We start from the raw sequence: 12,471 nt of genomic DNA on the forward strand, positions 1-12,471 counted from the left end.
TCATCATTGCGGACATCGCGAAGCGCTATTGCCCGATTGGCCGATTGTGGCGCGCGCGTCGTCATGGCACGATCGTTCGCAAACATCGTCACGCCGCCGCCCGCCCCTTTTCTGGAGACGCCATGCCCTCGTCCATCCGTTCCTCCGAGCCGCTCGACGTCGATACGCTGCTCGCCGCGCTGCCGAGCCGCATCGCCGACGTGCCCGCACGCTGGGCTGCGCAGGCGAGCGCGCACCCGGCGCTGATCGAGGACGCGCGGCGCCTGTCGTACGGCGACCTGTCGCGGGCCGTCGACGCGGCGGCCGCGCTGCTCGCGCGCGTCGGCGTGCAAGGCGGCGACCGCGTGATGATCGTCGCGGAAAACTGCGTCGCGCAGATCGTGCTGCTGTTCGCGGTCGCCCGCCTCGACGCGTGGGCGCTCGTGTCGAACGCGCGGCTGTCGGCCGGCGAACTCGACGCGATCGCCGCGCACGCGCGTCCGAAGCTGATCGCGTTCGCGACGGACACCTCGCCCGACGCGCGCGCGCATGCGGCACGGCACGGCGCGACGCCCGCCGGCGCGCTGCCGGTCGACATCGGCGCGTGGTCGTATCACGTCGACGCGAGCGCACCGTGCGAAGCGGTGGCCGCCGACGGCGCCGCGCAATGCGCTGCGCTGATCTACACGACCGGCACGACGGGCGCGCCGAAAGGCGTGATGCTGTCGCACCGCAACCTGCTGTTCATCGCGGCGACGTCGAGCACGCTGCGCCGCGTGTCGCCGGACGACGTCGTCTACACGGTGCTGCCCGCGTCGCACGTGTACGGGCTCGCGTCGGTCTGTCTCGGCAGCCTGTACGCGGGCGCGACGCTGCGGCTCGCCCCGCGCTTCTCGCCCGAAGCCGTGCGCGTCGCGCTCGCCGACGAAGGCGTCACGATCTTCCAGGGCGTGCCGGCGATGCACGCGAAGCTGCTCGAACACCTGCACACGCACGGCCACGCATGGCACGCGCCGCGCCTGCGCTTTGCCTATTCGGGCGGCTCGCCGCTCGACGCGAACCTGAAGGCGCGCGTCGAGCGTCTGTACGGCGTGCCGCTGCACAACGGCTACGGGATGACCGAAAGCAGCCCGACGATCACGCAGACGCCGCTCGATGCGCCGCGCGCCGACAGCTCGGTCGGCGTGCCGATTCCGGGCGTGGAGATGCGGATCGTCGCACCGGACGGCACCGACGTGCCGCCGGGCGAAGTCGGCGAGATCCGCGTGCGCGGGCCGAACGTGATGCTCGGCTACTACCGCAACGCGGACGCGACGCGCGCCGCCGTCTCGCCGGACGGCTGGCTGAGCACCGGCGATCTCGCGCGGCAGGAGGCGGACGGCGCGGTGACGATCGCGGGCCGCAGCAAGGAACTGATCATCCGGTCGGGCTTCAACGTGTATCCCGTCGAAGTCGAACAGGTGCTGAACGCACATCCGGACGTCGTGCAGGCGGCCGTCATCGGCCGCGCGGTCGAGGGCAACGAGGAAGTGCTCGCGTTCGTCGAGCTGGTGCCCGGCGCGGCGGCGGGCGAAGCCGCGTTGCACGCATGGTGCGCGGAGCGGCTCGCGCCTTACAAACGCCCTGCGCGAATTCGCGTGCTCGACGCGCTGCCTGCCGCGTCGACGGGCAAGGTGCTGAAGCACAAGCTGCGCGAGCTGGCCTGACGCCGGCCGGCACGGCGCAGCGCCGTGCCGCCGGATTCGCGCTAACCGCGCGGGTGGTGTTGCGCGTGCAGCGTCTTCAGCCGCTCGCGCGCGACGTGCGTGTAGATCTGCGTGGTCGAGATGTCGCTGTGGCCGAGCAGCAATTGCACGACGCGCAGGTCGGCACCGTGGTTCAGCAGGTGCGTCGCGAACGCATGCCGCAGCGTGTGCGGCGACAGGTGCGCGCGCACGTCGGCGTGCTGTGCGTGGCGCTTGATGATGTTCCAGAACTGCTGGCGCGTCATCCCGTCGCCGCGTGTGGTCACGAACAACGCATCGGCCGCACGCGCGCCGAGCAGCGCCGGCCGCGCGTCGCGCAGGTAGCGCTCGATCCAGCCGTGCGCGACTTCCCCGAACGGCACGAGCCGCTCCTTCGAGCCCTTGCCCATCACGCGCACGACACCCTCGTTGAGGCCGACCTCGACGGTCTTCAGCGTCACGAGTTCGCTCACGCGCAGCCCGCTCGCGTACATCAGCTCGAGCATCGTGCGATCACGCAGGCCGAGCGGCGTGCCGATGTCGGGCGCGCCGAGCAGCGCCTCGACCTGTGCCTCCGACAGCGTCGACGGAAACCGGGCCGCCTGTTTCGCGGACGTGATCCGCAGCGTCGGGTCGGCACTCGCGCGATGCTCGCGCACGGCCCAGCCGTAATAGCGACGGAACACCGACAGCCGCCGGTTCGACGACGTCGCCTTGCCGTCGCTGCGCGCCGCGATGTAGCCCGTCACCATCGCCTCGTCGGCCGAATCGAGCGGCGCATCGTGCGTCGCGGCCAGCCATTGGGAAAACAGCACCAGATCGCGCCGGTACGCGTCGAGCGTGTTGCGCGAGAGCCCGTGCTCGAGCCACAGCGCATCGCAGAACACGTCGATCGACGCGCGGCTCGCGAGCAGTGCGGGCGATGCGGCCGCGGCAGCGCCGTCGGCTTCGGTGGAAATCAGCGGTTCACTCATCAGTACGGCACGCCCTCGTGCGCCAGCAGCCAGCGCTTCACTTTCTGGTAATAGCCGTTGTCGTCGTGGTTCGCGAAGCCGCCGAGGCCGCCCGCCGCGACGACGCGATGGCACGGGATCACGAGCGGAAAGTAGTTCGCGCCGCACGCCTGGCCGACCGCGCGTGGCGCGCTGCCGATCCGCTTCGCGACCTGGCCGTAGGTCAGCACCGTGCCCGGTGGAATATCGCTGATCACGTTCCACACGCGATGCTGGAACGCGCTGCCGACTTCGGCGAGCGGCAGGTCGAAGCGCGCCGACGCACGCTCGAAATAACGTTCGATCTGCTTGACCGCGCGCTTCGCGAGCGGCGAATCCGGATCGACCGACTTCACCGACTCGGGCAGATAGACGATCTCGCGCACCACCGCGGCGTCCGTGCGGATGCCGACCTTGCCGAACGGCGCGTCGATGACTGCATTGAACATGGCCCTCTCCTGACCGATGGATGCGCGCGGTACCGCCGCGCGCCGACGACACTTTACGCCGCCTTCACGCGGCACGCAGCGCCCATTCGACATGCTCGCGCACGACCGGCGACGGATCGTCCGCCCGCGCGCGCAACGCGGCGACGATCGCGTCGCGCGTCTGCGGCGCAAGCCGATCCGCGTCCGCGCGCAGCGCGTTGCCGAGCCCGACCGCGAGATTGCGCAGCCAGCTTTCGTAGCCGATGCGCCGGATCGCGCTGCCCTGCATCCGCGTGTCGAACGCGTCGGCGTCCCACGCGAACAGCTCGACGAGCGTCGCGCGGTCGAGGCCGTGCCGCACGTCGAAATCGGCGACGGGCGCGGCCTGTGCGAACTTGTTCCACGGGCACACGAGCTGGCAGTCGTCGCAGCCGTACACGCGATTGCCGATCATCGGCCGCAGCGGCTCGGGGATGCTGCCTTTCAGTTCGATCGTCAGGTACGAAATGCAGCGGCGGGCATCGACGCGGTACGGCTCGACGATCGCGCCGGTCGGGCACGCGTCGATGCAGCGCGTGCAGCTGCCGCAATGCGCGCCGGGCGTCTCGGGCGCGGTGTCGGGCGACGTGTGCGCATCGGTCGGCAACGGAATGTCGACGTAGATCTCGCCGAGAAAGAACAGCGAGCCGGCATCGCGCTGCAGCAGCAGCGTGTGCTTGCCGCGCCAGCCGACACCGGCCTTCTGCGCAAGCTCGACCTCGAGCACGGGTGCCGAATCGGTGAACACGCGATAGCCGAACGCGCCGATCTCGTGCTCGATGCGCTCCGCGAGCGTCTGCAGCCGGTTGCGCAGCACCTTGTGATAGTCGCGGCCGCGCGCATAGATCGACACGACGGCCGCCTGCGGATCGTCGAGCCGCGCCCGTTCGCGCGCGCGCCAGTCGTGCGGCACGAGCGCGCCCGGCTCGCCGTCGGGGGCGTCGGCGGCGAGCGTTTCGGCCGGCAGGTAGGCGAGCCGCACGGAAATCACGCGTCGCGTACCGGCCACAAGTTCGGCCGGCCGCGCGCGTTTCATCCCATGTTTCGCCATATAATCCATTTCGCCGTGGTATCCGGCTTCCAGCCAGGCGGCGAGGCCTGCTTCGGCATCCGAGAGATCGGTATCGCTGATGCCGATCGCCCCGAAACCCAATTCGCGCCCCCATGCCCTGATGCGAGCGGCGAGCGCAGTCAACGCCGCATCATCGAGCGCGCACGGCGCCGCGCCTTCGGCTTGAGTCGAAGGCGTGTCGGATGCGGCGAGTTCCGGTAATCGGTTCATCGCACTATTTTACGAGAATGCCAGCCACGTCCCATACGCCTCATGCCGCCACGCTGCCTGCCCCGTTCGCGGAGCGCGTGATCGCACTCGCCGACGAAGCGGCGACCGAGGCCTTCGGCACCCGTTTCGCGCACGCGCTCGACGCGGCACGCGTCGATCTCACCCGCGCACACGCGTTCGACGGGCTGCAGATCCAGCTGGTCGGCGATCTCGGCGCGGGCAAAACGACCCTCGTGCGCGCGATCCTGCGCGGCCTCGGCCACCCGGGACGCGTGCGCAGCCCGACCTATACGCTCGTCGAGCCGTACGCGCTCGAACGCGGCGATGGGGAACTCGAGGTCTATCACTTCGATCTGTATCGATTCAATGATCCGGCCGAATGGTCCGACGCAGGCTTTCGCGAGTATTTCAATTCCAGCGCGATCTGCCTCGTCGAATGGCCGCAACAGGCGGGCGCGCTGCTCGGCGTACCCGATCTGGTCTTCTCGCTCGACGTGGATGGCGACGGCCGTGCCCTCACCGTCCGGGCGTATAGCGCTTCAGGAAAGGCATGTCTCGAAAGATGTTGATCAAACCGTTCCGCTCGATCGAATCGGCGGCCACCGCGACACACAACTGGCGACGCCGCCAGATCCTGCGCGCGGGCGCGTCGACGCTGGTGCTCGGTCTCGTCGCGCCGCGACTCGCGCACGCGTCGTCGGTGCTCGGCGTGCGCGTGTGGCCCGCGCGCGATTACACGCGCGTCACGATCGAATCCGATCAGCCGCTGCAGAATAGCCAACAACTGCTGCAGGGTCCCGACCGTCTCGTCGTCGACCTGAGCGGCCTCGATCTCGACCAGGCGTTGCGCGACCTCGTGTCGAAGATCGCGCCGAACGATCCGCAGATCCAGTCGGTGCGCGTCGGCCAGTATCAGCCGCACGTCGTGCGGATGGTGTTCGACCTGAAAGGCTCGGTGAAGCCGCAGGTGTTCACGCTGCCGCCGGTCGGCACCTACAAGTACCGGCTCGTGTTCGACCTGTATCCGGCCGTCGCGCCCGATCCGCTGACCGACCTGATCGCGCAGACGGAACGCAAGGAGCAGGCGCTCAACGACACGGCGCGCGCGCAGCAGATGCAGCCGCCGACCGCGCTGAACGGGCCGGCCACGCCGCCGCCGAGCGCCGCAGGCGACAACAGCGACGCGTTCTTCCAGCGCTTCGCGCAGAACACGCCGGCCACGCCGCACACGCCGCCCGCCGCCGGCGCGCCTGCGACGCCCGCGAAACCGGCCGTCAAGCCGCCGCCCGTCATCGCGCGCCGCGACGACAGCGACGACGACGGCGACACCTACAAGTTCACCGCGCCGAAATCCGGCAAGGGCGGCACCGTCCGCCTGCTGACGGTCGCGATCGATCCGGGCCACGGCGGCGAGGATCCGGGCGCGATCGGCGGCGGCGGCACGTACGAGAAGCACATCGCGCTCGACATCGCGAAGAAGCTGCGCGCGAAGATCGACGGCGCGCCGAACATGCGCGCGATGATGACGCGCGACGCCGACTTCTTCGTGCCGCTGAACGTGCGCGTGCAGAAGGCGCGCCGCGTGGGCGCCGACCTGTTCGTGTCGATCCACGCGGATGCATTCACGACGCCGTCCGCGCGCGGCTCGTCGGTGTTCGCGCTGTCCGATCACGGCGCGACGAGCGCCGCGGCGCGCTGGATGGCCAACAAGGAGAATTCGTCCGACCTGATCGGCGGCATCAACATCAAGACGGCGGACGCGGCCGTGAACCGCGCGCTGTTCGACATGTCGACGACCGCGCAGATTCGCGACTCGCTGCGCTACGGCAACTACGTGCTGAAGGAAGTCGGCGGCATCAACAAGCTGCACAAGGGCTCGGTCGAGCAGGCCGGGTTCGCGGTGCTGAAGGCGCCCGACATTCCGTCGATCCTCGTCGAGACCGCGTTCATCAGCAACCCGGAAGAAGAGACCCGGCTCAACGACGACAGCTATCGCGACCAGATGGCCGACGCGATCTTCCGCGGCATCAAGCGCTACTTCGCCGCGAATCCGCCGCTCGCGAAGAACCGGATGGCCTGACAGCCTTCCTGGCCGTCCCTTCCCTGCCGCCGGCACGCAGCGCGTGTCGGCGCGTCACGGCGCCGCGAAGCGGCGCATCAGTTTCCCGCCGAACACGTTCACCGCGAGCCCGCCCATCACGAGCGCCGTGCCGATCAACTGCGTGCGCGTCAGCTGCTCGTCGAGCAGCAGCGCCGACGACGCGAGCCCGACGATCGGCACCAGCAGCGAGAACTGCGCGACCTGCGCGGCCGGGTAGCGCGACAGCAGGCGGCTCCACAGCCCGTAGCCGAGCAGCGTCGCGACGAACGCGAGATAGACGACCGCGAAAATCGATGCGCCGTTCAGGCCGGCGAGCGCGGTCGCGATCCGCTGCGGCCCTTCGAACCACAGCGACAGCAGGAAGAACGGCACGGGCGGCACGAGGCTCGCCCACACGACGAGCGACACGAGGTTCGCACGGCCGACCTTCTTCGTGACGATGTTGCCGAACGCCCACATCGCGGCCGAGCAGATCGTCAGCAGGAAGCCCGCGAGCGTCATCGCATGGCCGCCCTGCGCCGCGATCACGACGAGGCCGCCCGCAGCGATCGCGAGCCCGATCAGGTTCTGCACGTGCAGCCGCTCGCCGAGGAACAGCATCGCGAACACGAGCGTGAAGAACGCCTGCGACTGCAGCACGAGCGACGCGAGGCCGGCCGGCATGCCGACGTACATGCCGGTGAACAGGAACACGAACTGGCCGAGCTGGATCGTCGCGCCGTACAGCACCAGCAGGCGCCACGAAATCTGCGGCCGGCGCACGAAGAACACCGCGGGCACCGCCGCGAGCGTGAAGCGCAGCGCGCCGAGCAGCATCGGCGGCATGCCGTGCAGGCCGACCTTGATCACGACGAAGTTCACGCCCCACGCCAGGATCACGACCAGCGCGAGCAGCAAGTCCTTCGGTGCCATCATCGGCGTCTCCTCGATTGTCGAATCATCGTTATACAGCCGGTCAGTCTACCGGGTTTCGCCCCCCGGCCCGATACCCGCGCGGTGCGCATGGAATCGCCGGCGGGCGGCTATTACAATGACCGGCATCACCGTAGCCGCCCCCACAGGACCCGCCATGAACGATCCGATCAAAGCCCTGCTGAAGCCGCACGTGCGCGACATCGGCAACCTGCAGGTGCGCCGCACGCTGCCCGCGCTCGCCGCGCGCCTCGTCGGCCCGTTCATCTTCTTCGATCACATGGGGCCCGCCACGCTGCCCGCCGGTACCGGGCTCGACGTGCGCCCGCATCCGCATATCGGGCTCGCCACCGTGACCTACCTGTTCGACGGCGCGATCCTGCACCGCGACAGCCTCGGCTCGCGGCAGGAAATCGTGCCGGGCGACGTGAACTGGATGACGGCCGGCCGCGGGATCGTCCACTCCGAACGCACGCCCGACGCGCAACGCGTCAGCGGCCACACCGTGCACGGAATCCAGACCTGGGTTGCGCTGCCGCGCGCGCACGAAACCGTCGAGCCGTCGTTCGAGCACCATGCGGCCGACACGCTGCCGAAGCGCGACGAAGACGGCGTGGCGCTGACGGTGATCGCCGGCGACGCATTCGGGCTGCGCTCGCCGGTCACGACGTTCTCGCGCACACTGTATGTCGCGGCCGAATTCGCGGCCGGCGGCCGCATCGAACTCGACGCGTCGCACGAGGAGCGCGCGGTCTACGTGGTCGACGGCGATCTCGCGATCGACGGCACGCCGGTTCCGGCCGAACAGATGGCCGTGCTGGCGCCGGGCGCGACGGTCACGCTGACGAGCGCCGGCGGCGCGCGCGCGATGCTGCTCGGCGGCGACAAGATCGACGGCGAGCGCTTCATCGAATGGAATTTCGTCGCGAGCAGCCGCGACGCGATCGCGCGCGCGAAGGACGCCTGGACGCGCCAGGAAATGGGCAAGGTGCCGGGCGAGACCGAGTGGATTCCGCTGCCCGAATCGAAGCCGCGTTGAAAAAACGGCGCGCCGCCCCCATCCTGACCACATTCGAACGAAAGAGAACGACATGGACACCACGCTTGCCACATTCGAGAAAGACGTCATCGAGGCGTCGCTGGACATGCCCGTGCTGGTCGACTTCTGGGCGCCGTGGTGCGGCCCCTGCAAGACGCTCGGCCCGCTGCTGGAAAAGCTCGAAGGCGACTACGAAGGCCGCTGGAAGCTCGTGAAGGTCAACGTCGACGAGAACCAGGAACTCGCCGCGCACTTCCAGACGCGCAGCATTCCGCACGTGATCGCGTTCGCCGACGGGCGCCCGGTCGACCAGTTCGTCGGCGTGCTGCCCGAAGGCCAGTTGCGCGCGTTCCTCGACCGGCTGCTGCCGGCGCCCGAGGAAGCCGAACGGCGCGCCGCGCAATACGCGATGGCCGAGGAGCGTTACGACGACGCGCTCACGCACCTCGAAGCGGCGCTCGCGCTGAACCCCGGCTTCGACGACGCGCGCCTCGACCTGATCGAACTGCTGCTCGCGAGCAACCAGGTCGACGCCGCGCGCGCCGAGACCGAACGCCTGTCGCCGCAGACCGTGCAGGGCGGCGATCCGCGCTACCAGGCGATCAAGACCCGTTTCGATGCGCTCGAAGCAACGGCCGACCTGCCGCCGACCGACGCGCTCGAGGCACGCATCGCGGCAAACCCGGGCGACCTCGACGCGCGCTTCGACCTCGCGCAGAGCCTGATCGCGCGGCGTGCATATGAAGGCGCGCTGGAACAGCTGCTGGAAATCGTGACGCGCGATCGCGCGTACGGCGACGATCTCGGCCGCCGCACGATGATCTCGGTGTTCGAACTGGCCGGCGATCGCCCCGACCTCGTCGCCGGGTGGCGGCGCAGGCTGAGCATGGCGCTCAACTGACGTTCAACTGACACGCGACCGGCCGGGCCTTGCAGCCCGGCCGAATCGCTTGCGGCGCATGAGCCGCGCCGCACCATCCTTCTACACCCGCGCTTCGCGGATCAGCCGGCGGCCTGCGCCGCGATCGCGCGCAACGCATGCGCGGCGGCCGCGAAGCCGAAGCTCGCGGTCACGCACACGCTCGACCCGAATCCCGCGCAGTTGAGCCCCGCGACGTGCGCGGCCGTGGGGGGCTCGGCGCCGTCCTCGAGGTCGCATGCGGCCGCTTCCGGATAGATCAGCGGCTCGTCCGAATACACGGCACTGACCTTGAAACGCGCCTTCGGCCCGCGCGGAAAGCCATGCTGCTTGCGCAATTGCGCACGCACCTTCGACAGCAGCGGATCCTGGATCGTCAACGCGAGATCGTCGATCCGGATGCGCGTCGGGTCGAGTTGCCCGCCCGCGCCGCCGACCGTGACGAGCGGCTGCCGTTTCTCGACGCACCATGCGATCAGCGCGACCTTCGTGCGCACGCTGTCGATCGCGTCGATCACGTAGTCGAAGCCGCCGCCGAGCAGCGCGTCGAAGTTGTCGGGTTCCGCGAAATCCTCGATCCGGTTCACGCGGCACGCGGGATCGATCAGCGCGATCCGCTCGGCCATCGCGTCGACCTTCGGCTTGCCGTAATTGCCGTCGAGCGCGTGGATCTGCCGGTTCGTATTGCTTTCGGCGACGTTGTCGAGATCGATCAGGGTCAACGTGCCGATCGCGCTGCGTGCGAGCGCCTCGGCGACCCACGACCCGACGCCGCCGATCCCGATCACCGCGACATGCGCACGCTCGAAAGCGGCGGCCGCCGGCGCGCCGTACAGCCGCGCGACGCCGCCAAAGCGCCGCTCGCGATCCACGTCAAGCTGGATTGTCGAGGTCGGGGTAACATCAGAAGAACTGGGCGGGGCAGTATCGGCGGCAGACATGGCAGCAAGGAAAACGTAAGTCGTGCAGCCCTCTATTTTGCCTGAACTCCCCGCTCGCACGCGCCACTGTGCACGCACGTTTCTCGCGCGTTCGCTATACTGGCCCCAGATTGAAGCGTTTGCATAACATGACGACTCTCGCTGATCTCCGCATCAACTATTCACGTGCTTCGCTCGACGAAGCCGATGCCGCCCCCGACCCCTTCGCCCAGTTCGACCGCTGGTTCAAGGAGGCGCTCGCCGCCAAGTTGCCCGAGCCGAACACGATGACGCTCGCGACCGTCGGCGACGACGGCCGGCCGTCGGCCCGGATCGTGCTCATCAAGGGTGTCGACGAACGCGGGTTCGTCTTTTTCACCAATTACGAAAGCCGCAAGGGGCGCGATCTCGCCGCGCATCCGCAAGCCGCGCTGCTGTTCTACTGGATCGAGCTCGAGCGCCAGGTGCGCATCGAAGGCCGGATCGAGAAAACCAGCGCCGAGGAAAGCGACCGTTATTTCGCGTCGCGCCCGCTCGGCTCGCGCATCGGCGCATGGGCGTCGGAGCAGAGCGCCGTGATCGACAGCCGCGCGACGCTCGAAGCGCGCGAAAAGGCCGTCAGCGAACGCTATGGCGACGCCCCGCCGCGCCCGCCGCACTGGGGCGGCTATCGCCTCGTGCCCGACGCGATCGAGTTCTGGCAGGGACGCCCGTCGCGGCTGCACGACCGTCTGCTCTACACGCGCGACGCCGACGCGTCGCCGGGCTGGACGATCTCGCGCCTGTCGCCGTAAGCGCGGCGCCGGCGCACACCGGTCGTGTCTCGTGTTGCATCCGGGCGCCCGCTTCGCAAGCGGCGGACGCCGGTCAAGATACTTGGCTGTATTCGATTCAACGAACAAACGGAGAATCCAAATGTTCTGGGAAAAGAAGCTGGCACAGTGGGCGGACGAAGTACGGGCGAAAGCGAACATACCGGCGCGCCTCGTGCTGTGGAACGGCGAACAACTCGATTTCGGCACCTTCAGCGCGCCGCAGGTCACGCTGAAGGTGAACAGCGCGTCGGCGTTGCCGCTCTTGCTCGAACCGAGCCTCGACAATCTCGGCGAGGCGTACGTGAAGGGCAAGATCGACATCGAGGGCAAGCTGTCGGACATCATCAACATCGGCTACTCGCTCGCGCGCAGCACGGTGACGAGCGCGAGCAAGCTCGCGCGCGTGAAGCGCTACTTCACGCACACGAAAAACACCGACCGGAAGGCGATCCAGTACCACTACGACGTCTCGAACGAGTTCTACCGGCTGTGGCTCGACGAGAACATGGTGTACTCGTGCGCGTACTTCGAGAACGGCGACGAGGATCTCGCGACCGCGCAGGTCAAGAAGATCGACCACATCCTGACGAAGATCCAGCTCGAGCCCGGCCAGCGCCTGCTCGACATCGGCTGCGGCTGGGGCGCGCTCGTGCTGCGCGCCGCGCAGAAGTTCGGCGCGACGTGTCTCGGCGTGACGCTGTCGCAGAACCAGTTCGATCTCGCGACCGCACGCGTGAAGGCCGCGGGGCTGGAGGACAAGATCGAGATCCGGCTGCAGGATTACCGCGAGATCGACGGCCAGTTCGACCGCATCACGAGCGTCGGGATGTTCGAGCACGTCGGCCGCAAGAACCTGCCGCTCTATTTCTCGCGGGTCCGTGACCTGCTTGCCGACGACGGCATCGCGATGAACCACGGGATCACGTCGACCGACGCAGAAAGCGGCGAGACGGCGCTCGGCGGCGGCGAGTTCATCGACCGCTACGTGTTCCCGGACGGCGAGCTGCCGCACATCAGCCTCGCACTCGAAGCGGCGCAGCGCGGCGGCCTGGAAGCGGTTGACGTCGAAAGCCTGCGGCGGCACTATGCGCGCACGCTCGAGATCTGGACGGAGAACTTCGAGGCGAAGGCCGAAGAAGCGCGACAGCTCGTCGACGACGAAAAATTCCGCATCTGGCGCGTGTATCTCGCCGGCTGCGCGTATGCATTCGAGCATGACGACGTGTCGATCTTCCAGATCGTGTGCCGCAAGGCCGGACGCAGCGCGAAAACGCTGCCGTGGTCGCGGCGCTATATGTACGAACACGCGCTGCCGCGCTAG

The 12,471-nt window shown here is 68.6% G+C and carries 12 protein-coding genes; 7 read left to right on the top strand and 5 right to left on the bottom strand.

The features are described from left to right. Positions 1-122 precede the first annotated feature (122 nt). Positions 123-1,685, top strand: a complete 1,563-nt coding sequence (locus tag ACTRWB_RS26155; protein WP_446903551.1) for a class I adenylate-forming enzyme family protein — start codon at positions 123-125, stop codon at positions 1,683-1,685. Positions 1,686-1,726: 41 nt separating this feature from the next. Here the strand turns inward: ACTRWB_RS26155 and xerD are convergent, their stop codons facing one another. From xerD to queG, 3 genes are all read right to left on the bottom strand, one after another. Next, entirely contained in the window at positions 1,727-2,677 is a 951-nt protein-coding gene (gene xerD, locus ACTRWB_RS26160) for a site-specific tyrosine recombinase XerD (protein WP_446903552.1), read from the bottom strand. Further along, on the bottom strand, positions 2,677-3,144 hold the full coding sequence (locus ACTRWB_RS26165; RefSeq protein ID WP_048245171.1) for a methylated-DNA--[protein]-cysteine S-methyltransferase: 468 nt from the start codon (positions 3,142-3,144) through the stop codon (positions 2,677-2,679). Before ACTRWB_RS26165 ends, xerD begins: the two co-directional genes overlap by 1 nt. 64 nt (positions 3,145-3,208) lie before the next feature. Further along, positions 3,209-4,444, bottom strand: a complete 1,236-nt coding sequence (queG, locus tag ACTRWB_RS26170) for a tRNA epoxyqueuosine(34) reductase QueG (RefSeq protein ID WP_446903553.1) — start codon at positions 4,442-4,444, stop codon at positions 3,209-3,211. 17 nt (positions 4,445-4,461) lie between these two features. Between queG and tsaE the strand changes: the two genes are divergently transcribed. Then, on the top strand, positions 4,462-5,013 hold the full coding sequence (tsaE, locus tag ACTRWB_RS26175) for a tRNA (adenosine(37)-N6)-threonylcarbamoyltransferase complex ATPase subunit type 1 TsaE (RefSeq protein ID WP_048245174.1): 552 nt from the start codon (positions 4,462-4,464) through the stop codon (positions 5,011-5,013). Further along, the gene (locus ACTRWB_RS26180) at positions 4,995-6,524 is read left to right on the top strand and encodes an N-acetylmuramoyl-L-alanine amidase (RefSeq protein WP_129512822.1); all 1,530 of its coding nucleotides are present in this window, start codon (positions 4,995-4,997) and stop codon (positions 6,522-6,524) included. Before tsaE ends, ACTRWB_RS26180 begins: the two co-directional genes overlap by 19 nt. A gap of 54 nt (positions 6,525-6,578) precedes the next feature. Here the strand turns inward: ACTRWB_RS26180 and ACTRWB_RS26185 are convergent, their stop codons facing one another. Further along, on the bottom strand, positions 6,579-7,457 hold the full coding sequence (locus ACTRWB_RS26185) for an EamA family transporter (protein ID WP_446903646.1): 879 nt from the start codon (positions 7,455-7,457) through the stop codon (positions 6,579-6,581). A 157-nt stretch (positions 7,458-7,614) separates the two neighbouring features. Here ACTRWB_RS26185 and ACTRWB_RS26190 point away from each other — a divergent pair, with 157 nt between their 5' ends. Together ACTRWB_RS26190 and trxA are read left to right on the top strand one after the other, a co-directional pair. Then, complete coding sequence (locus ACTRWB_RS26190) at positions 7,615-8,496, top strand: pirin family protein (protein WP_446903554.1); 882 nt, start codon at positions 7,615-7,617, stop codon at positions 8,494-8,496. A 52-nt stretch (positions 8,497-8,548) separates the two neighbouring features. Then, positions 8,549-9,397: a thioredoxin gene (gene trxA / locus ACTRWB_RS26195; RefSeq protein WP_193098926.1), complete on the top strand. Its 849-nt coding sequence runs from the start codon at positions 8,549-8,551 to the stop codon at positions 9,395-9,397. Positions 9,398-9,498: 101 nt separating this feature from the next. Here the strand turns inward: trxA and tcdA are convergent, their stop codons facing one another. Then, the gene (tcdA, locus tag ACTRWB_RS26200; protein WP_446903555.1) at positions 9,499-10,356 is read right to left on the bottom strand and encodes a tRNA cyclic N6-threonylcarbamoyladenosine(37) synthase TcdA; all 858 of its coding nucleotides are present in this window, start codon (positions 10,354-10,356) and stop codon (positions 9,499-9,501) included. A 128-nt stretch (positions 10,357-10,484) separates the two neighbouring features. Between tcdA and pdxH the strand changes: the two genes are divergently transcribed. After that, complete coding sequence (gene pdxH, locus ACTRWB_RS26205; RefSeq protein WP_129512827.1) at positions 10,485-11,129, top strand: pyridoxamine 5'-phosphate oxidase; 645 nt, start codon at positions 10,485-10,487, stop codon at positions 11,127-11,129. Between the two features lie 121 nt (positions 11,130-11,250). Further along, complete coding sequence (locus ACTRWB_RS26210; RefSeq protein ID WP_343494820.1) at positions 11,251-12,471, top strand: cyclopropane-fatty-acyl-phospholipid synthase family protein; 1,221 nt, start codon at positions 11,251-11,253, stop codon at positions 12,469-12,471.

The sequence above is a fragment of the Burkholderia sp. YIM B11467 genome, assembly GCF_052952715.1.